The 19,235-nt window shown below is 60.2% G+C and carries 18 protein-coding genes, 1 pseudogene and 1 riboswitch; of the genes and pseudogenes, 11 read left to right on the plus strand and 8 right to left on the minus strand.

Translation table 11 applies throughout. The annotated features are described in order from the left end of the window. Window positions 1–81: 81 nt before the first annotated feature. Complete coding sequence (locus tag BS627_RS05140; protein ID WP_165691136.1) at window positions 82–2,022, minus strand: LTA synthase family protein; 1,941 nt, start codon at window positions 2,020–2,022, stop codon at window positions 82–84. Window positions 2,023–2,244: 222 nt separating this feature from the next. Here BS627_RS05140 and BS627_RS05145 point away from each other — a divergent pair, with 222 nt between their 5' ends. After that, window positions 2,245–3,924 carry an NAD+ synthase gene (locus tag BS627_RS05145; RefSeq protein ID WP_077982191.1) on the plus strand — a complete coding sequence of 560 codons (1,680 nt, stop codon included), beginning with the start codon at window positions 2,245–2,247 and terminating at the stop codon, window positions 3,922–3,924. A 244-nt stretch (window positions 3,925–4,168) separates the two neighbouring features. Here the strand turns inward: BS627_RS05145 and BS627_RS05150 are convergent, their stop codons facing one another. Beyond that, on the minus strand, window positions 4,169–4,546 hold the full coding sequence (locus BS627_RS05150) for a glyoxalase superfamily protein (RefSeq protein WP_077982192.1): 378 nt from the start codon (window positions 4,544–4,546) through the stop codon (window positions 4,169–4,171). Window positions 4,547–4,738: 192 nt separating this feature from the next. Here BS627_RS05150 and BS627_RS05155 point away from each other — a divergent pair, with 192 nt between their 5' ends. Then, window positions 4,739–5,569 carry a TolB family protein gene (locus tag BS627_RS05155; RefSeq protein ID WP_077982193.1) on the plus strand — a complete coding sequence of 277 codons (831 nt, stop codon included), beginning with the start codon at window positions 4,739–4,741 and terminating at the stop codon, window positions 5,567–5,569. Between the two features lie 70 nt (window positions 5,570–5,639). Further along, window positions 5,640–5,822: riboswitch (cobalamin riboswitch) on the plus strand. Window positions 5,823–5,918: 96 nt separating this feature from the next. After that, window positions 5,919–6,635: a 5,6-dimethylbenzimidazole synthase gene (gene bluB / locus BS627_RS05160; RefSeq protein WP_077982194.1), complete on the plus strand. Its 717-nt coding sequence runs from the start codon at window positions 5,919–5,921 to the stop codon at window positions 6,633–6,635. Window positions 6,636–6,832: 197 nt separating this feature from the next. On the opposite strand, the gene BS627_RS05165 is transcribed toward bluB, so the two are convergent. Continuing rightward, window positions 6,833–7,936, minus strand: coding sequence for a DUF2865 domain-containing protein (locus BS627_RS05165; protein ID WP_165691137.1), 1,104 nt, complete (start codon window positions 7,934–7,936; stop codon window positions 6,833–6,835). Between the two features lie 136 nt (window positions 7,937–8,072). Continuing rightward, the gene (locus BS627_RS05170) at window positions 8,073–10,388 is read right to left on the minus strand and encodes an NADP-dependent malic enzyme (protein WP_077982195.1); all 2,316 of its coding nucleotides are present in this window, start codon (window positions 10,386–10,388) and stop codon (window positions 8,073–8,075) included. A 228-nt stretch (window positions 10,389–10,616) separates the two neighbouring features. Between BS627_RS05170 and BS627_RS05175 the strand changes: the two genes are divergently transcribed. Next, window positions 10,617–11,456, plus strand: a complete 840-nt coding sequence (locus BS627_RS05175) for a UDP-2,3-diacylglucosamine diphosphatase (RefSeq protein ID WP_162520381.1) — start codon at window positions 10,617–10,619, stop codon at window positions 11,454–11,456. A gap of 254 nt (window positions 11,457–11,710) precedes the next feature. On the opposite strand, the gene dgcA is transcribed toward BS627_RS05175, so the two are convergent. Continuing rightward, a complete protein-coding gene (gene dgcA, locus BS627_RS05180) occupies window positions 11,711–12,694 on the minus strand; it encodes an N-acetyl-D-Glu racemase DgcA (protein WP_077982197.1) in 984 nt (327 codons plus the stop codon). Window positions 12,695–12,837: 143 nt separating this feature from the next. On the opposite strand from dgcA, the gene BS627_RS05185 reads away from it, so the two are divergent. From BS627_RS05185 to BS627_RS05205, 5 genes and pseudogenes are all read left to right on the plus strand, one after another. Beyond that, window positions 12,838–13,998 (plus strand): ABC transporter permease, encoded by a 1,161-nt coding sequence (locus BS627_RS05185; RefSeq protein ID WP_077982198.1) that lies wholly within the window; start codon window positions 12,838–12,840, stop codon window positions 13,996–13,998. 10 nt (window positions 13,999–14,008) lie between these two features. Then, entirely contained in the window at window positions 14,009–14,845 is an 837-nt protein-coding gene (locus tag BS627_RS05190; RefSeq protein WP_077982199.1) for an ABC transporter ATP-binding protein, read from the plus strand. A gap of 8 nt (window positions 14,846–14,853) precedes the next feature. Further along, on the plus strand, window positions 14,854–16,224 hold the full coding sequence (locus BS627_RS05195) for an MlaD family protein (protein ID WP_077982200.1): 1,371 nt from the start codon (window positions 14,854–14,856) through the stop codon (window positions 16,222–16,224). Window positions 16,225–16,239: 15 nt separating this feature from the next. Continuing rightward, a complete protein-coding gene (locus BS627_RS05200) occupies window positions 16,240–16,845 on the plus strand; it encodes an ABC-type transport auxiliary lipoprotein family protein (protein WP_077982201.1) in 606 nt (201 codons plus the stop codon). A 50-nt stretch (window positions 16,846–16,895) separates the two neighbouring features. Next, window positions 16,896–17,111 (plus strand): annotated as a pseudogene (locus tag BS627_RS05205) (dienelactone hydrolase); the annotation flags it as partial. A gap of 30 nt (window positions 17,112–17,141) precedes the next feature. Here BS627_RS05205 and BS627_RS05210 read toward each other — a convergent pair. After that, a complete protein-coding gene (locus tag BS627_RS05210; RefSeq protein ID WP_077982202.1) occupies window positions 17,142–17,579 on the minus strand; it encodes a PACE efflux transporter in 438 nt (145 codons plus the stop codon). 217 nt (window positions 17,580–17,796) lie between these two features. Between BS627_RS05210 and BS627_RS24470 the strand changes: the two genes are divergently transcribed. Beyond that, window positions 17,797–17,955 (plus strand): hypothetical protein, encoded by a 159-nt coding sequence (locus tag BS627_RS24470; RefSeq protein WP_162854283.1) that lies wholly within the window; start codon window positions 17,797–17,799, stop codon window positions 17,953–17,955. A gap of 150 nt (window positions 17,956–18,105) precedes the next feature. After that, complete coding sequence (locus BS627_RS05220; RefSeq protein WP_077982203.1) at window positions 18,106–18,354, plus strand: hypothetical protein; 249 nt, start codon at window positions 18,106–18,108, stop codon at window positions 18,352–18,354. 101 nt (window positions 18,355–18,455) lie between these two features. Here BS627_RS05220 and BS627_RS05225 read toward each other — a convergent pair whose 3' ends face one another. Both BS627_RS05225 and BS627_RS05230 read right to left on the minus strand, forming a co-directional pair. Continuing rightward, the gene (locus BS627_RS05225; protein ID WP_077982204.1) at window positions 18,456–18,644 is read right to left on the minus strand and encodes a hypothetical protein; all 189 of its coding nucleotides are present in this window, start codon (window positions 18,642–18,644) and stop codon (window positions 18,456–18,458) included. Window positions 18,645–18,925: 281 nt separating this feature from the next. Beyond that, window positions 18,926–19,156 (minus strand): hypothetical protein, encoded by a 231-nt coding sequence (locus BS627_RS05230; protein ID WP_077982205.1) that lies wholly within the window; start codon window positions 19,154–19,156, stop codon window positions 18,926–18,928. Window positions 19,157–19,235: the final 79 nt, after the last annotated feature.

Genomic DNA, 19,235 nt, shown 5'->3' on the forward strand with positions numbered 1-19,235 from the left:
TTTGCGAGATAAACCCGCATGGCGGTGGAATTCAAACGATTTCCACCGCCATGCGGTTCAGGCGTCCCTCGCCGAAAACCATCAGACCGATGGCGCCCCCTCGTGCAGCCAGTTGAAACCGGGGAAGAAGCGTTCGCGGCCATATTGCTGGCCGAACATCATGTCGAATTGCAGCATCCTGTAATCGCGCACCACCTCGGGAACGGCGTTCGCGGCAATCGACCAGTCGGGCTGGGCCTTGCCGTCGGCCGTCACCAGCATGTGCCGGTCGACGACGGAAAAGGCTTGCTGAACCTCGCCGAGCATGCCGGTATAGAAGGGATCGGAGAAGCCCGCCGTCTTCAGCACATGATAGGGCAAAAGCGCCGGGCTGATGGTGCCGATATTCTTGCGCACGCCCTTCTTTGAGGACCAGACGACGAGCGGTGTCTCGTGTTCCTTTTTCATCACCTCCAGCGGCGCGCGGCGGCTTGCCACCATGCCCGGCATGTAACCGCTTTCGACAAAGGTCTGGCCGAGCGGCGGCAGGTGATCGCCGAAGAGGACGATAATGGTTTCCCGGTCGCGCTTCTTCGCCCAGCGCATCAGTTTCAGCAGCGCTTCATCAGCTTCCGCCACCCCTTGAGAATAGGTGGCGAGCGCCTGCGAGGCCGAGGCGGAGAGGTCGCCTTCGACGCCAATCGTGTTTTTTGCGTAACGGGTCACCTCATAGGGACCATGTCCCTGAAGGGTGACGGCGAAGAGGAAGAGCGGGTTCTGCGCCTTTTCGGCCGTCGCCATGATCTCGTCCATCAGCGCATCGTCGGAGGCAAAGTTGCCGCGTTTTTCCATGGCCGGCAGCGTCTCTTCGGAGCGGAATTCCTCGAAGCCGAAATTCGCATAGACCTGCTTGCGGTTCCAGAACCATTCCTGGAAGGGATGCATGGCGATGGCGGAATAACCTTCGCCACGGAAGAAGCTGGCGAGCGAGGGCACCGGGCGGCGGATATATTGCTGATAGGGAATGCTGCCATAGGGCAGGAAGGCGTTGGAGAAGCCGGTCAGCGCCTCGAATTCCACATTCGCCGTCATGCCGCCGAACTCCGGGGAAAAGACATTGCCGGACCGTTTGGCGCGGATCGTCGGCATGGGATCGTCGGAGAGCTTCACATTTTCCAGCCGCTTCGGATCCCACAGCGATTCGCTCATCAGCATGATGACATCGGGGTAATCGCCCTTGTTGGCGGCGAAGGCGGCGGGCTTGGATGTCAGGTCGGCGATGGCATTTTCGCCATACCCCTGCGGCGCTGCGACATTGGCCATCGGAATATTGAAGGCGAAGGCCATCAGGAAGCCGTTATGGCGGTAATTTTCCTGCTGATCCCACATCATGGGAATGATGTTGAGGCGATCGCGCACCCAGGAATAATGCGAATAGTCCATAAGCGAGGCAAGACCGGCGAGAAGCGGCAGCGCCAGCGCGAGACCAGCGGCGCGTTCGCGCCAGCTCAGGCCCGGTGAGTGGCGGCGCGCCAGCAGCCAGAGGCCCGTAAGTGCCGCAATCGTGGCAAAGATGCCGAGGGCGACGAGGGCTGCCGTCATCGGCTGAGCCCTCAGCATGGTCGGCAGAAGCTCGAGGATCTGGCGGCCGAATAAGAGGTCGGATGGATAAAGAGGATCGGAGAGATAGGTCTGCTTCTGCGCCGAAATCAGCCCCGTCAGCGCGCAGAGCGGCGCAAGCGCGATCAGCGACAGGTAACGCCTGCCAAGAAGTGCATCCAGTGCCACGAGGAGGGCGAGCACGGCGGCAATGGTGGTCATTCCGGGGCGGGCGGAGGAGGTGAGGAAAACGCCGACATCGGTGAGCGAGCCCCGCGCGATCCACTCCAGCGCCACGACCAGCACGACGGACGCGACCGTCAGATTGGCAAGCGTATAGGCCGTGCCCGAAAGCCTGGAAAGGCTCCTTGTCCATGCAGGCGAAAAGACGAAACCAGCCTTTTCGGAAGCCGTTGTTTTTGGCGCCGAATGTTTCAAACCCATACTCCGGTATTGCAGGCGGCACGACCAATCCGGGGAGGTGAATCGGGTGTCGCAAAAGTGTCATGTAACTGTCACATAAGCGCGATGAACGCGACATGAACTTTGAAGAGTCTGGCCGGTGCGGCGATAACCTTAGCGTGAAGGCACGCGGCCGAAGCGTAACGGGCGCCGCCATGCAATTGCCGCGTTGCGGAGCGGCCACGGGCGCGGTATTGAAAAGCCATGAGCGACAGACACGATATAGAGAACCATCTCCGGATTGCCGTCGGGCAGTTCAATCCCACCGTTGGCGACGTGGCGGGCAATCTCGCCAAGGCGCGCGAGGCAAGGGCCGATGCGGCGACGCAGGGCGCCGATCTTCTGCTCCTGACGGAGCTATTCATATCCGGCTATCCGCCGGAAGACTTGGTGCTGAAGCCGGCTTTCCTGAAAGCCTGCCTGAAAGCGGTGGAAGAGCTGGCGGCGGAGACCGCCGATGGCGGACCGGGCGTGGTCATCGGCTTTCCCCGACAGGGCGAGACGGGCCGGCACAATTCCGTGGCGCTGCTGGATGGCGGCAAGATCGTTGCGCTGCGCGACAAGATCGACCTGCCGAATTACGGCGAATTCGACGAGAAGCGGGTTTTCTCTGAAGGGTCGATTTCCGGGCCTTATAATTTCCGTGGCGTGCGGATCGGCATTCCGATCTGCGAGGAAATCTGGAACGATATGGGTGTCTGCGAAACACTCGCCGAAAGCGGGGCGGAAATCCTGCTGGTGCCGAACGGTTCGCCCTATTATCGCGGCAAGCTGGATGTGCGCCATCAGGTGGCGCTGCGGCAGGTTATCGAAAGCGGTCTGCCTCTCGTCTTCGCCAACCAGTTGGGCGGGCAGGACGAGCTGGTGTTCGACGGTGCGAGTTTCGCCTTTAATGCCGACAAGACGCTTGCCTTCCAGATGAGCCAGTTCGAGGCCACGCTTGCGGTCACCGACTGGAAGCGTACTGCTGACGGCTGGCGCTGCGAGAGCGGTCCATTCTCGAAAATCCCTGAAGGCGAGGAGGCGGATTACCGCGCCTGCATGCTGGGTTTCCGTGACTACGTCAACAAGAACGGCTTCAAGAGCGTGGTTCTGGGCCTTTCCGGCGGCATCGATTCGGCGATCTGCGCCGCCCTTGCCGTCGATGCGCTGGGCGAGGAGCGGGTGCGCTGCATCATGCTGCCTTACCGTTATACCTCGGAAGAATCGCTGAAGGACGCCGCCGATTGCGCGAAAGCGCTCGGCTGCCGTTACGATATCGTGCCGATCGTCGAGCCGGTCGAGGGTTTCCTGTCGGCGCTTTCCGAACTCTTTGAGGGTACGGAAGAGGGCATTACCGAAGAAAACCTGCAGAGCCGCACACGCGGCACCATTTTGATGGCCGTTTCGAACAAGTTCGGCTCGATGGTGGTGACGACGGGCAACAAGTCTGAGATGTCGGTGGGTTACGCCACGCTTTACGGCGACATGAATGGCGGTTTCAACCCCATCAAGGACCTCTACAAGATGCAGGTCTACGCCATTTCCAGCTGGCGCAATGCCCATGTGCCGCCGGGCGCTCTAGGCCCTTCCGGCGAGGTGATCCCCGCCAATATCCTTTCCAAGGCGCCCTCGGCCGAATTGCGCCCCAACCAGACCGACCAGGATTCGCTGCCGCCCTATCCGGTGCTGGATGACATTCTGGAATGCCTTGTGGAGAAGGAAATGTCGGTCGAGGAAATCCTGGCGCGCGGGCATGATATTGCGACCGTGCACCGGGTGGAGCATCTGCTTTACCTCGCCGAATACAAGCGCCGGCAATCGGCCCCGGGTGTGAAGATTACCAAGAAGAATTTTGGGCGTGACCGGCGTTATCCGATTACCAACCGTTTCCGGGATCGGTAGTCGAAGGGGCGATGCGGGTAGGTTCGGCGGTGCCACCTGTTTCTTCTCCCCGCGGGGGAGAAGGTGGCCCTAAGGGTCGGATGAGGGGGCAACCCCTCCGTATATATTGACGCTCGCCCCCTCATCCCGCTGCCGCGGACTTCTCCCCGGCGGGGAGAAGAAACAAGTGGTATGCGCTCGGCCCAGAATAAGCCTACGTATCTGAACAGACGGCGCGGAGAAAACCCCGCGCCGCCCGATCACTTCAAATAACCTGCCCCACATCGATGCGGTTGCCGTCAGGATCTTCAAAGACAAAGGCCCGGAGCCCATAATCCTTGTCCTGCAGGCCCTTGATAATGCGCAAGCCCTGGCTCTTGCAGAGCGCATGCAGCGCGTCCACATCGCTCACCATCATATGCGCCACATTGAAGGGTGCCGCTTTGTGGGTGGGCTGCAATGTCAGGTGCAGCTCGGTATTGCCCTGTTTGAGGATCATGAAGCCGACAGGGTTGCCGTTTTCGAAGGTCTTTTCGAAGCCGAGCACGCCAACGTAAAAATCATGGGCCTTTTCGATGTTTTTGACAGGGAGCATTGCGGCGATCCGGCCGAAGCGGATGCTGTGATCGGCGATGGAATTCATCGCGGAACCTCGGATCTGGGAGAAACGGGGAGGGCCACGGACGGTGCCGGAGCGCTGGCGTTTTTTCCGGTTTGAATTTGCAGGACGGTGCCTGCCGCCCTAGGATCATAATCAAGGCCATGGTGGATGCAAACGGAATGTCTGCGTCACCAAGCGTTTTGAATAAGAACAGGGACATGCCCGGGAGGCAGAATGCGCAGCTCCATCGAAATCTTCAACATCCGCACCCGCCAGATGCGGGTGGTGTGGCAGACGCCTGATCTCTTCGAAGCGCCGAACTGGTCGCCGGATGGACACTATCTGCTGCTGAACAGCGAAGGGCTGCTGTATCGCCTGTCTCTTGCCGGTGATGCGCCGCCGGAAAAGGTCGATACCGGCTTTGCCACACTCTGCAACAACGACCACGGCATTTCACCCGACGGTTCGCTCTACGCGATTTCCGACAAGGTGGAATTCGGCAAGAGCGCCATCTATCTGCTGCCTTCGGCGGGCGGCGCGCCGCGGCTGATGACCAAGAACCTGCCTTCCTACTGGCACGGCTGGTCGCCGGATGGGAAAGGTTTTGCCTATTGCGGCATTCGCGATCAGGTTTTTGATATCTATTCCATGGACATAGACAGCGGTGTCGAAACACGTCTCACCCATGGTGAGGGCCGCAATGACGGGCCGGATTATTCGCCCGACGGCGAATGGATTTATTTCAATTCCAGCCGTACCGGGCTCATGCAGATCTGGCGGGTGCGTGTGGACGGCTCCGCCGTCGAGCGCATCACCGACAGCGCTTATGGCGACTGGTTCCCGCATCCGTCTCCGAAGGGCGACAAGGTGGTGTTCATTTCCTATGATGCCGATGTCTTCGACCATCCGCGCGATCTGGATGTGCGGGTGCGGCTGATGGATATTGATGGCGGCAATGTCGAAACGCTGTTCGACCTGTTCGGCGGGCAGGGCACGATGAACTCGCCCAATTGGTCACCTGATGGCGATGAGTTTGCGTATGTCAGGTATTTCCCGGTGGCATGATGACGGTAAGGTGCAGCAGGCCACATTGCCGCACCACCCGCAGGATACTTGCATTCGCAAGCTTTTTTGCCCATAGCTTCTCCCGTCAGGTGCCCGCCCTTGCGGCGGGAGAATCGGGAATCCGGTGAAAGACCGGAACGTGCCCAACGCTGTGAGGCGGATGCCCTTTTTCTCATGCCACTGAAGTTATTCGGGAAGGCGAAAGGGGTGGATGAAGCCTAGTCAGAAGACCGGCCTGACACGATAGACCGAACCGCGCGGACGGCGGCAGGTTGCTGAAAAAGCGCGTCGTCGCGGCGGAACCGGTATGGTTTCTGCATCGGCGCGCCCGCATTGTTGGGGATAAACGATGCCGACCGAACCGCCTGTCACAACGTCGTCCGAGGTCAATCCATTCGATCACGCGCTTTCGCCCGCCCGCCCGTTTTCCCGGGAGGAGCGCGAGGCGATCTACCGCGCCATCGAGACGCGCCGTGATGTGCGCGACCAGTTCTTGCCGGAACCGCTGCCGGATGATCTCGTCGAGCGCCTTTTGAAGGCGGCGCATTCCGCACCTTCGGTCGGTTTCATGCAGCCATGGAATTTCACCCTCGTCACCGATGGCGCCGTGCGCCAGGCGGCCTTTGTGGCCTTCAGCCGCGCCAATGAGGAGGCGGCGGCGATGTTTACGGGCGAAAAGCAGGCGCTTTATCGCAGCCTGAAGCTTGAAGGCATTCGCAAGGCGCCGCTCAGCATCTGCGTCACCTGCGATCCCACACGCGGCGGCAAGGTGGTGCTGGGCCGCACCCACAATCTGCGCACGGACGTTTATTCCACCGTCTGTGCCATCCAGAACCTCTGGCTTGCCGCCCGTGCCGAAGGCATCGGTGTCGGCTGGGTCAGCATTTTCCATGACAGCGATATTCGCGCCATTCTTGATATACCCGAGCATATCGAAATCGTCGCATGGCTGTGTCTCGGCCGGGTCGACACGCTCTATACCGAGCCGGAACTGGCGGTGAAGGGTTGGCGGCAGCGCGTGCCGCTGGAGGAGCTGGTGTTTCGCAATCGCTGGGGTGGGCGGTAAGGGATGAGATGCGCATAGCGTCGCCTATCGTTTCTTCTCCCCGGATGGGGAGAAGGTGGCCCGAAGGGTCGGATGAGGGGGCCAGCTCTCCGAATATCGCCGACGTCGCCCCCTCATCCCGCTGCCGCGGACTTCTCCCCGGCGGGGAGAAGAAACAAGGGTCGCGCGCTCGCCCCATTACGCGCGCGCAAGAGATTTCACTGCTGCGGCTGAATGCCCTTCAGCGCCGGGTTCTTCAGATCGATCCGGCCTGTCTGGTCCGGCAGGAATTTGGGGCCGATGACGCGCACCCTGGTGTCGTTCGGATCGTAGTCGCGTTCGGGAACGGGCTGCTCAGGCGGTTTTGCGGCCTGTTGCTGTTCGGTGGGGTTCTGCGACTTGTCACTTTGGGATGATGGGATGGTGGTGATGCCGGAATAGGGCTTTTCGGCTTGCGGCCGGGCGGCCTCTTCCTGTTTTTGCATCTCCTCGTGATAGGCGGCCATATTGCAGGCGCAGCCGGGTGCTTTCACTGACGAATTGCGGTAGGCGAAGGCCGTGGGCAAATCCTTGTAGGGTTTGCCGGTTTCAGCGGAAACCATGTCTGATGTTTCCTGATCCGTCATGGAGTGGAAATAGAGTTCGGTCTCCGTCCCCGGACACATTTTCTCGCACTGCTCCGCCTGGGTGCGGAAATCGAGCGGTGAGGCGTTGGAGGCGATGGGGAAAAACGAGCCGTCGCAGGTGCGCACGCAGAGGGTGCGAAGTCCGCCCTCGGCGGCGGCGTTGGGATAGGGCGAAAGCCCCGCTTGTCCCGGCTCGTCGCCATTGTGTCGGAAGGCGTCGGGATAACGCGTCACATCCCGAGGCGGCGGCAATTGCGTTTCCGTTTGCGGTACGGTGTTGCAGCCATTGGCATCGAGGGCGGCGAGGATGCGCTGACGCCTGATGTCGCCGTCGTTGTCACGCGCGGCCGCCATGGCGTCGTCGCGGTCGCGGATGATCGCATCACGCTCGGCTTCAGCTTCCGCCAGCGCATCGCCAATCTCGGCGCAGAGACCGGCATTGGGATTGCCATAGACAATGACGCTGCCGGATGAGCAGCCATAGCTGCGCAGGTCGTTCCTGATCTTGCGGATGACGATGTTCTGGCGGGCAAGCGCATTGGCGTAACGCCGCACCTCGGCCGTATTGCCGATGACGCGCGGCGGCTCGCGCAACTGCCCATAAAGCGTATCGCAGACCTGATCCGCAGAAGCGGCGGCAGGAGCCATGAGAACAAGGGGAAGCAGGAGGCCGATGATGCGGCTGCGGCGGGTCAATTGTTCGATCCGTTCGATGTCCCCGGCCGGTGGCAGGGGTGTTATGCTTCAGGAAATCCGTGTTTCAGGAAGATAACATAAGCTGTTGCCGCAACTCGGCAACAGCCTGTTCAAAATTGCGTTAATGCGGCCTCTATCACACCGAAGGGTGTGAGGCCTGCACCACGGCAAAGGCTGCCATGTTGACGACGCCGCGCGAGGTGACGCTGGGCGACAGGATATGGGCGGGCAGGGCCGTGCCGAGCAGGATCGGGCCGACATGCAGGCCTTCCGTCAAGGTGCGGGTGACACCCAGCGTGATATTGGCGGCATCGAGGTTCGGGAAGACCAGCAGGTTTGCTTCGCCGGTCAGGACGCTATTGGGCATGGCGCGTTTGCGCAGTGCTTCCGACAGCGCCGAGCCGCCCTGCATTTCGCCGTCCACTTCCAGTTCCGGTGCGGCTTCCTGCACGATCTTCAGGGCGCGGCGCATCTTGCGGGCGCTTTCGGAATCACGCGAGCCGAAATTGGAGTGGCTGGCGAGTGCTATTTTCGGCGTGATGCCGAAGCGACGGATTTCCTTGGCCGCGAGAATGGCCATTTCCGCCACTTCCTCGGAGGTCGGGTCATAGTTCACGAAAGTATCGGTGAGGAAGAGCGCACCCTGCTGGGTGATGAGCAGGCTCAAGCCCGCGAAAGAACGCACGCCTTCCTGCTTGCCGATGATCTGGTTCACGTCGCGCAGATGGCGGTCGTAACGGCCTTCGAGGCCGCAGATCAGCGCATCGGCTTCGCCGCGCTTGACGGAAAGCGCACCAATGACGGTCGTGTTGGTGCGCACGATGGTGCGCGCCGCTTCCGGGTTGATGCCGACGCGGCCGACGAGGGCGAAATAATCATCCACGTATTCACGGTAGCGCGGATCGTCTTCCGGGTTGACCACGGCGAAATCCGTATGCGGGCGGATGCGCAGGCCGAAGCGCTTCAGGCGCGTTTCGATGATCTGCGGACGGCCGATGAGGATCGGGACGCCGGTGCCTTCTTCCAGGAGCACCTGGGCGGCGCGCAGCACGCGCTCGTCTTCGCCTTCGGCAAAGATGATGCGCTTCTTTTCGGCGGCTTTCGCGGCATTGAAGACAGGCTTCATGATGAAGCCGGAGCGCCAGACGAAACGGTTCAGCTGGTCGAGATAGGCTTCGAAATCGGTGATGGGCCGGGCGGCGACACCGCTTGCGGCGGCGGCACGGGCGACCGCAGGGGCGATGCGCAGGATGAGGCGCGGATCGAAGGGCGAGGGGATGAGGTAGGTTGGGCCGAAGATCGGCGTTTCGCCGCTATAGGCCTTGGCGGCCACTTCGGAGACTTCCTCACGCGCGAGTTCCGCGATGGCCTGCACTGCGGCCATCTTCATTTCTTCATTGATCGTGGTTGCGCCGCAATCCAGCGCGCCGCGGAAGATATAGGGGAAGCAGAGAACGTTGTTGACCTGGTTCGGGAAATCCGAACGGCCGGTGCAGATCATCGCATCCGGACGGGCAGCACGCGCCGCTTCCGGCATGATTTCCGGATTGGGGTTGGCAAGCGCCAGGATCAGCGGGTTTGCCGCCATGCGCTCGAGCAGTTCCGGCTTCAGCACGCCGGCGGCGGAAAGGCCGAGGAAGACATCCGCGCCGTCGATGGTTTCGGCCAGCACGCGCTTGTCGGTCTTCTGGGCGTAAACTTCCTTCCACTCGTCCATCAACGTGTTGCGGCCGTCATAAACGAGGCCTTCGATGTCGTGGACCCAGATGTTTTCCTTCTTCGCGCCCATGGCGACGAGCAGGTTGAGGCAGGCAAGGGCAGCTGCACCGGCGCCCGAGGCGACGATCTTGACGCTGGACAGAGATTTGCCGGCCAGTTCCAGCGCATTGGTGACGGCGGCGGCGACGATGATCGCAGTGCCGTGCTGATCGTCGTGGAAGACCGGAATGTTCATCTTCTCGCGCAGCTGGCGCTCCACTTCGAAACATTCCGGCGCCTTGATGTCCTCAAGGTTGATGCCGCCGAAGGTGGGCTCCAGCGCCGCGATGGTGGAGACCATGTCGTTGATGCCGGGTGCGTCGATCTCGATATCGAACACGTCGATGCCGGCGAATTTCTTGAAGAGAACGGCCTTGCCTTCCATCACAGGCTTGGAAGCGAGCGGGCCGATATTGCCAAGACCGAGCACCGCCGTGCCGTTGGAAATGACGGCAACGAGATTGGCGCGGGCCGTATAGTCCGCCGCCATTTCGGGGTTCTCGTGGATGGCGAGGCACGGGGCGGCCACACCCGGCGAATAGGCGAGCGCCAGATCGCGCTGGTTGCCGAGCGGCTTGGTGGCCTGGATTTCCAGCTTGCCGGGGCGCGGGTAGCGGTGGAAAAAGAGCGCCTGTTCCTCGATGTCGGCCTTTGCCGTGTTGGCGGGCGTGTTGTTCTTATCGTGAGAGGTCATTCTTCCACCGTCATGTCTGGTTCAATTCCGGCCCCCTGAATACAACAAACTTCCCCGTGGTACAGCCGTTATTTACCGCCTCCTTATGCAAATGCGGGCATGGCTTATTCGCGTTTTCGTGAAGCTATCCGTCATATTCCATACAAAAAACCGCCGCTGTCATGTTGCTGAAACACGAGTCTGGTTCTGAGAGGTAAGAAAGCCGCAGGGACGCAACCGAACAGGGGGATGAAATCCGTGGCCGGTCAAATCGAAACCAGACAGTTCAGAACGCTTTTCATTTCGGATGTTCATCTCGGCTCCAAGGCGGCCAAGACGGATTATCTGCTCGACTTCCTGAAATACCACGAAGCCGAAACGATCATTCTCGTCGGCGACATCGTCGACGGCTGGCGCCTGCGCCGCAGCTGGTACTGGCCGCAGGGCTGCAACGACGTGGTGCAGAAGCTTCTGCGCAAGGCCCGCAAGGGCACCCGCATCGTTTATATTCCGGGCAATCACGACGAATTCCTGCGGGAGTTCCCAGGCATGCATTTCGGCGGCATCGAAGTGGCCGAGCGCATGATCCACGAGGCGGGCGACGGCAAGAAATACCTCGTCATCCATGGCGACGAGTTCGACGTGGTGGTGCGCAACGCCCGCCTGCTCGCTTATCTCGGCGACTGGGCCTATGACGCGGCAATTGCGCTCAACATCGCGATTGCCGCCGTGCGCCGCCGCATCGGCTTGCCTTACTGGTCGTTTTCGGCCTGGGCCAAGCTGCAGGTGAAACACGCCGTCAACTTCATCGGAGAATTCCAGCGCGTGGTGGCCGAAGAGGCGCGGCGCAACAATGTCGATGGCGTCATCTGTGGCCACATCCACCATGCTGTCATGGAAGACATGGACGGCATCCGCTACATCAACACCGGCGACTGGGTGGAAAGCTGCACGGCGATTGCCGAAAACGCCGATGGCAGCTTCGAGTTGATCACCTGGATGCAGACGAGCGACGTTACCGCCGAACAGGCATCGGACGAGATGGAGCCGGTGGATATTCCGGGTTTGATTGGCAAGCACGCGGCCTGATTGGGCCTGCGAGCTAAAGGGATACCTAGCCTTCGGTGTTTCCTTGCGATCAATGCGCGCTCGTGTGGGACGAGTGGATGCCGCTTGTTTCTTCTCCCCGCCGGGGAGAAGGTCGCGGCAGCGGGATGAGGGGGCAAGCTCTCCGAAATTCGGCTACGTTTCCCCCTCATCCGACCCTTCGGGCCACCTTCTCCCCGGCGGGGAGAAGAAATACGCGGTGGCGTCGCACCTCATCTGGTTCTAATTTTAGGGGCTCACCCCCACAGTTCCGGCCGCGCCGGATAAACCAGCGAACCCTCATAAACCAACCCGGGATCACGATCGTGCGCCAACAATAGCGGCCCATCGAGATCGGCGAAGGCCGCACCCTGCGCCGCCAGCACAGCCGGCGCCATGCCGAGCGAGGTGCCGAGCATGCAGCCCACCATGATGGTGAAGCCGAGCCGTTCCGCTTCCGCTTTCATGACAAGCGCTTCAGTCAGGCCGCCGGTCTTGTCGAGCTTGATGTTGATTGCATCGTAACGGTCGCGAAGGCCGGCGAGGTCCCTGGTGGAATGCACGCTTTCATCGGCGCAGATCAGCACCGGATGGTCGATGCGGGCGAGGATGTCATCCTTGCCGGCGGGTAGCGGCTGCTCGATGAGCGATATCTTCAGCTCTGCCGCAAGCCGCAGATAATATTCGATATTATAGTCATTCCAGCCCTCATTGGCGTCGATGATGATGCGCGCTTCGGGTGCGGCGGCGCGCACGGCCCTTAGACGCGCCTCGTCATCCGCCGTGCCGGTCTTGATCTTCAGCAGCGGGCGGCCTGCGTTTTCCGCCGTTTTCGCGGCCATGGTCTCCGGGTCGGCAAGCGAGATGGTATAGGCGGTGACGAGCGGCTTTGCCGCCTGTCCAAGGATGCGCGCGGCAACAGTCTTGCCGCTGATCTTGGCCTCGAGGTCCCATAGCGCGCAATCGACCGCATTGCGGGCGGCGCCGGGTTGCATCGCCTGCTGTAGTTCCTGTCGTGTCACGCCGCCGGCGATCTGTTCCGCCATCGCCTCGATATCGGCGATGACGCCCTCGATGCTTTCGCCATAACGCGGATAGGGCACACATTCACCTCTGCCGGTAAAGGAACCATCGCGGATGGTACACGTTACGACATCCGCATGCGTGCGGGTGCCGCGTGAAATGGTGAAGCTGCCAGCCACGGGGAAACGTTCTGTTGTGGCTTGAAGGTAACGGGGCATGTTTTTTCACTTCCTAACAGGCGTCAAAAGACACATGACGCCAAATTTATCGCGAATTGTCGGCCGTCACTGTGGCTTGCCGAAGGTCAAACCGTTATGAAACCATTAAGAATCTCGTGACGACTGCACTCGCTCGGAGCATTATGCAAGAACAGGACACACGGCAACAGGCGAACCCGGCCGCAATCACCGAAGACGATAACGTCTCCGGCGGCGGTTCGCGTTTTGCCCTGAGCGGTTCCTGGCGCAACAGCAATCTCGCCGGTGTTTTCTCCAGTCTTGAAAAGATCGAAAAGAGCAAATCCACCGGCCCGGTGGAAATCGATCTTTCTTCCGTCGAGGCCATCGATACGACCGGCGCATGGATCATTCAGCGCCTGCGCAAGGACCTGGAGGCAAATGGCGCCACCGTCACCGTGACGGGCAATGACCGTATCGAAGAGGTCATTTCCCAATTGCCCGAAAAAGTGGAAATGGAGGGCGCGGCCGCTGCGAAGGCGGGGCTTGCCGAACGTATTTTTGCGCCTGTCGGCAAGGCCGTCGTGCAGAACGGTGCGGATTTTCTGGCGGGCATGTATATTCTCGGCTCCGCCGTGCGCGGCGCGCAGATGAAGCTCGGGCGCGGGCGCGGCGTTTCGCCGGCGGCCATCGTCAACCAGATCGACCATATGGGCGTGCGCGCTGTGCCGATCATCATGCTGATGTCGTTCCTGATCGGCGCGATCATCGCCCAGCAGGGCGCGTTCCAGCTTCGTTATTTCGGCGCGGAAGTCTTCGTTGTCGATCTCGTCGGCATTCTGCAATTGCGCGAAATCGGTGTGCTTCTGACCGCGATCATGATCGCTGGCCGTTCCGGCAGCGCGATCACGGCGGAAATCGGCTCGATGAAGATGCGCGAGGAAATCGACGCGCTGAAGGTGATCGGCCTCAACCCCGTGGGCGTTTTGGTGTTTCCGCGGCTGGTGGCGCTCACCATCGCGCTGCCGCTTTTGACCATTCTTGCCAATTTCGCCGCCCTGTTTGGCGCCGCCATCGTGGCCTTTGCTTATTCGGGCATCACGTTTGAGGTGTTCCTGTCTCGCCTGCATGGCGCGGTCGAGGAGTCGACCATTGCGGCCGGCATGATCAAGGCGCCGTTCATGGCGCTCATCATCGGCATCGTCGCGGCGGTGGAGGGCATGAAGGTGGGCGGTTCGGCGGAATCGCTTGGCAAGCATGTCACCTCGTCGGTGGTCAAATCGATCTTCGTCGTCATTCTGGTGGATGGTCTTTTCGCCATCTTCTACGCAGCCATCGATTTTTAAGGAGGGCGCGTTGGAAACACTGGACCAGAAACCGCAAGAGACAAAAACTGAAAAGGACGGCCGCGAGGCGGTGCTTTCCGTCGAGGGTGTGACTGTCGGCTTCAATGGCCGCAACGTGCTCGAAGATCTCAATCTCGATGTCTATCGCGGCGAAATCCTCGGCTTCATCGGGCCATCCGGCGCGGGCAAATCCGTCCTGATGCGCGCGATCCTGCGGCTTCTGCCCCGCCAGGCAGGTGCCATCCGCATTCTCGGCACCGATTACGACAAGGCGAGCGAAGACGACCGCATGATGCTCGATCAGCGCCTTGGCGTGCTGTTCCAGCAGGGCGCACTGTTTTCCGGCCTGACGGTGAAGGAAAACATCCAGCTGCCGATGCGGGAATATCTGGACCTGCCGAAAAAGCTGATGGACGAGCTGGCCTATCTCAAGATCGAGATGGTGGGGTTGAAGCCCGATGCCGGCGACAAATACCCATCCGAACTATCAGGCGGCATGATCAAGCGCGCGGCCCTTGCCCGGGCGCTGTCGCTCGATCCCGATCTCGTCTTCCTCGATGAGCCGACATCCGGCCTCGATCCCATCGGGGCGGCGGAATTTGATATGCTGATTGCGCGCTTGCGCGATTCGCTTGGCCTGACCGTCTATATGGTGACGCACGACCTCGACAGCCTGTTCTCCGTCTGCGACCGCATTGCGGTGCTGGGACAGAAGAAAGTGCTGGTGGAAGGGACATTGCAGGACATGTTCGCCTGCGACGACCCGTGGGTGCAGTCCTATTTCCGCGGCAAACGGGCGCGCTCTGTCGTTCTTCCGGACGGCAGACACGAAAATCCGGTGGAGTAACAAGAAGCATGGAAACCAAGGCGAACTACACCATAGTCGGAATTTTCACGCTGATCGTGATCGCCGCCGCATTCGGCTTCGTTTACTGGATGGCCGAGTTTGGCCGCGGCGGCCCGACGGCGCAATTGATCGTGCGTATTCCCGGCTCCGCCAACGGCCTTTCGGTTGGCTCTCCGGTGCGGTTTAACGGTATTCCCGTTGGTACGGTGCGCGGGCTTGCGATTGACCGCGACGATCCGGCTTACTCCATCGCCTTTACCGAAGTGCAGGCGGATGCGCCGGTGTTTCCGTCCACACGCGCTGTGCTTGAAATTCAGGGTCTGACGGGCGCCGCCTATATTGAGCTTTCCGGCGGCAACAAGGATGGCGAGCGCATTCTGCAGAAAGCCGTTGAAAGCGGCGTTCCGGCCGAGTTGACAGCCGACCTTTCCAGCGTCACCAACCTGCTTGCCACAGCCGATAAAATCCTGAAGCGCGCAGATGGCGCGATCGGCGAATTGCAGGGTTTCGTGCAGGATGCGCGCGGGCCGCTGACGCAGACGGTGCGTAATGCCGAGAAATTTTCCGATGCGCTGGCGGCCAATTCCGACGGGATCAAGAATTTCATTTCGAGCCTCAGTTCGCTGTCCACGACAGTGCAATCCGTTTCGGTGCGGCTCGACGGTACGCTCACCGCGGTCGAGGATCTGGTGAAGGCGGTGGATGCCGGCAAGATCGATTCCATCCTGTCCAATGTCGACAAGGTGACGAAGGATGTGGCATCCGCTTCCAGCGATATTCAGGGCATCATGGAGACGGTGCAGAGCACGGCGCGCAATTTCGAGGCGGCGAGCACGGAAGTGCAGACGGTTGTGAAGCGCGCGGACGAGCTTCTGGCATCGGTCGATCCCGCCAAGGTCAGCACCGTGGTGGGCGATGTTTCCGCAGCCACCGCCGATGCGCGCGATGCCGTGGCGAATTTCAAGCGGATCGCCGATGATGTGGGTGCACGTCGCGCCGACATCGACCAGGCGGTTTCCGATTTCACCGAGATGGGCCGCAAGCTGAACCTTGCCTCCAGCCGCGTCGATGGCATTCTCGCCAAGGTGGACGGCATGCTCGGCACGGATGATGCCAATTCGCTGTTTGCCAAGGCGCGCGAGACGCTAACCTCCTTCAAGGCGGTGGCCGACAATCTCAATGCCCGCATCGGGCCGATTGCAGACAACCTAACCCGTTTCTCCAGCTCCGGCCTGAAGGATTTCCAGGCGCTGATCGGCAGCACGCGACAGACGGTCGACAATCTCAACAACGCCATCACCAATATCGACCGCGATCCGCAGCGGTTGATCTTTGGCGGCGAAACCGTGAAACAATATGACGGCAGAACAAGGCGCTAAGAGGGGTATCGACCAATGAGACTATCGATGAACGGCCAGAAGCGCCGCGCCCTTCTTCTCGCTCCGCTGCTTGCCGCGATGATGGCGGGCTGTGCGGGTGCGCCGAAAAACGATACTTTCGACCTTTCCGTATCGCCGGCGGCGGTAACGCAGGGACCATCGCTGAAAAGCCGTCAGCTGCTGATCGCCGACCCGACCGCCTTGAAGGCGCTCGATAGCGAGAACATCGTGGTGCGGCTTTCCGGTTCCGAGGTGCAATATCTCGGCAATTCGCAATGGAGTGACCGCCTGCCGCGCATGGTGCAATCCAAGCTCGTGGAAGCCTTCGAAGATACCGGCAAGCTCGGCGGCGTCGGCCGGCCGGGGCAGGGGCTGGCAATCGACTATCAGGTCGTGAGCGATATCCGCGCCTTTGAAATCGATACGGCGAAGAATATCGCCAATATCGAGATTTCGGTGAAGCTCCTGAACGACCGTAACGGCACGGTGAAGGCGCAGGAGGTGTTCCGCACCAGCGCCCGCGTCAGCGGTTCCGGTAATGCGAATTTCGTGAAGGCGCTGGATCAGGCCTTCGCTGCCGCCACGCGGGAGATCGTGGCCTGGACGCTGAAGTCGCTTTAAGCGTTCAGCGTGATTGCTGCCACAGGAAACCGCTTTATGTTCGCGTAGCGCAGGATGTTGCGAGACTGCGTGACGATCTGCCGGTGAAACCGGATTATCGGATGGTGGACGGGGCGGGGCACTTTTCCTTTATTGCACCTTGCCCGGCGGAGATGGCAAAAGCCGCGCCCCAGATTTGCAGCGACGCGGCGGGCTTCGACCGGGTGGAGTTCCATGGCGGGTTCAATGCTGATCTCGTGAGCTTCTTCAAGGCGTCACTGCGCTGAACCGCCTATGTCGGCTGTGGCCGCCGCCTCTCAGGCGGCGTCCTGCTGCGACTTCCATTCCGGCAGGGGGAAAACCCGGTCGTAGCTCCAGTTGAAGACAAAAGCATAGACCACGTAAAACAGCGCAAAGGAGATATCCATCACCAGCGCGTGGGCAAGGCTGATATTCAGATACCAGGCGATGAAGGGCATCAGCACGATCAACAGGCCGAGTTCGAAAAGCACCGCGTGGGCAACCCGAATGGCCGGCGTTTTCAGCGTCGTGCCCTTCAGGCGCTGCATGGCGTGGTCGAAGCCCAGATTATAGACATAGTTCCAGATCGTGGCGAGCGTGGCGCTGACGATGCCGACGATGCCGATATCTTCCATGGGCATGCCGAAAAGCAGCGCGCCCAGGGGAATGACGAGCATAAGGCCGATGATTTCAAAGCTGAGCGCGTGGCGGATACGATCTTGCAGGGAACGCATTTCATTCTCCGGTATATGACCGGGCCGTCCCGCATGCTGTCGCCGATATGGCCGAGGTCGTCCTCGCGCCTGACGATATAGAGCTTTTGGGTGGATTTTTCAAGCGCCGGGTGCTGCGGCATCCAGGGCGGTGCTTTCATTCTCGTACATACCAACGGAACCGTGATCGGAACAAGATCGGCGTATTTTCGTTATCGCTGATGGAAGGAGGCGCGCCATGCAGCAGAAACCCTCTGAGGGAAGAACCATCAAGGCCGCCAATGCGGAGAAGGTTTCGACTTATACGCCCAGTCTCATTTCCCTGAAGGGAAGTTACGTGGCGATGATATTTCGAAGACCGCTTTGCCAAAATCCACTGGATGTGCGGGAAAAATAGGACGATGCAATCGCCCCTCGACTTGCCCGCACACCGAAAATGACGACTGCCGACATGATGATGAGCTTTAGATGTCTCTAAAGTGTGATTTTCAATCGGGCCCGTCTCCACATAGACTGGAGATTGCCACAAGAGCGAAGGGAGAATGACATGAAATCAGTTCTCATTATCGCCGCTGTCTTTGGTTTTTCGGCCAGTGCAGCGCTTGCGGAATGTGCAGGTCATCAACAGATCAACGCTTCCGTTCCTGTCGTAGATCGCGAATTCAAAACCGCAAGCATCGTTCCGCCGACAGATCCGGTGGAAAAGCCAGTCGTCATCCTGAAAAAGACCGACCGCCTTCCTGCAACGGTTGCGACGACCGGCGAACCGGAAGCCGCAATGCAGCGCATGCAATAGACAAAAATAATAACCTCTTCATTCTTAAAATCCCGTGCGTGAGGTGATGCGCACGGGATTTTTGCTTTTTGGACGCGCCTGCCGGTTATTTGCATCGGCGACTAGCTGTCGAGTTTCAGCGACAGCTGTTTCGGCCCTTCGTTCTTTTTGAGGACGTAAAGCGGCCGGGTGACGATGACTTCCGTTCGCCGTTGCAGCTCACGCCGCCGCTCGAGCGCGCGTTCGCGCATATCCCGGGAGCGGGCGACAACGGAGAGGGCATTTTCTATGGCTGCGTCTGCTGTGTTCATCGCTGACCTCCATAATGTTCACTTTATGTTCTCATTATTGGTGGCTTGTGTCAACACTATGGCAGGGTTGCCGGCGGCGGTTGGGCGCCTGGCATAACGAGCGGACAGGCGCGCGACAGGCAGTGTCGGGTGCGCGAGGCATCGGCTTTTGCCCGAAATGTCGACCTTCACAGCACAAACCTTGTTCCGGCAGTGTCGACAGGGACACTCCGGACCTGCTGTGTTGATTTTTGCGATGATGTTTCGATGACGCCGGCGGTGATCCGCCGGCTTCAGGCAGATCAGGAGAGGGGACGTTGATCCGGCGCGGGAATGTCGCCGGCGGACAATAAATCGGTGAGATGCTCGCTGGCGAGCGCGACGATGGCAAGGGCGGCCTGCTGGCGGTTCCAGCCGGCATGTTCGGCTTTTTCCATCAGCTTTTGAATGGACGGCTCCAGCGCGAACTGGCACTCGGCCTGATAGTCCATTGTGTCGATCGAAAGCGACGGGGAATTGATCGAGGCCCGCATCTTTTGGTCTCCCTGTTTTCCGTCATGCTCATCATACGCGAGACGCAAATCGGAACATGTACATTCAGAGGCCGGTGAT

The organism is Agrobacterium salinitolerans, from assembly GCF_002008225.1.
Lineage (GTDB): Bacteria > Pseudomonadota > Alphaproteobacteria > Rhizobiales > Rhizobiaceae > Agrobacterium > Agrobacterium salinitolerans.

Bases quoted from the DNA above. Each gene is read 5' to 3' on its own strand.
- BS627_RS05140 (WP_165691136.1), bottom strand. From the start codon at position 2,022: ATGGGTTTGAAACATTCGGCGCCAAAAACAACGGCTTCCGAAAAGGCT.
- BS627_RS05145 (WP_077982191.1), top strand. From the start codon at position 2,245: ATGAGCGACAGACACGATATAGAGAACCATCTCCGGATTGCCGTCGGG.
- BS627_RS05150 (WP_077982192.1), bottom strand. From the start codon at position 4,546: ATGAATTCCATCGCCGATCACAGCATCCGCTTCGGCCGGATCGCCGCA.
- BS627_RS05155 (WP_077982193.1), top strand. From the start codon at position 4,739: ATGCGCAGCTCCATCGAAATCTTCAACATCCGCACCCGCCAGATGCGG.
- bluB (WP_077982194.1), top strand. From the start codon at position 5,919: ATGCCGACCGAACCGCCTGTCACAACGTCGTCCGAGGTCAATCCATTC.
- BS627_RS05170 (WP_077982195.1), bottom strand. From the start codon at position 10,388: ATGACCTCTCACGATAAGAACAACACGCCCGCCAACACGGCAAAGGCC.
- BS627_RS05175 (WP_162520381.1), top strand. From the start codon at position 10,617: ATGAAATCCGTGGCCGGTCAAATCGAAACCAGACAGTTCAGAACGCTT.
- dgcA (WP_077982197.1), bottom strand. From the start codon at position 12,694: ATGCCCCGTTACCTTCAAGCCACAACAGAACGTTTCCCCGTGGCTGGC.
- BS627_RS05185 (WP_077982198.1), top strand. From the start codon at position 12,838: ATGCAAGAACAGGACACACGGCAACAGGCGAACCCGGCCGCAATCACC.
- BS627_RS05195 (WP_077982200.1), top strand. From the start codon at position 14,854: ATGGAAACCAAGGCGAACTACACCATAGTCGGAATTTTCACGCTGATC.
- BS627_RS05200 (WP_077982201.1), top strand. From the start codon at position 16,240: ATGAGACTATCGATGAACGGCCAGAAGCGCCGCGCCCTTCTTCTCGCT.
- BS627_RS05210 (WP_077982202.1), bottom strand. From the start codon at position 17,579: ATGCGTTCCCTGCAAGATCGTATCCGCCACGCGCTCAGCTTTGAAATC.
- BS627_RS24470 (WP_162854283.1), top strand. From the start codon at position 17,797: ATGCAGCAGAAACCCTCTGAGGGAAGAACCATCAAGGCCGCCAATGCG.
- BS627_RS05220 (WP_077982203.1), top strand. From the start codon at position 18,106: ATGAAATCAGTTCTCATTATCGCCGCTGTCTTTGGTTTTTCGGCCAGT.
- BS627_RS05225 (WP_077982204.1), bottom strand. From the start codon at position 18,644: ATGAACACAGCAGACGCAGCCATAGAAAATGCCCTCTCCGTTGTCGCC.
- BS627_RS05230 (WP_077982205.1), bottom strand. From the start codon at position 19,156: ATGCGGGCCTCGATCAATTCCCCGTCGCTTTCGATCGACACAATGGAC.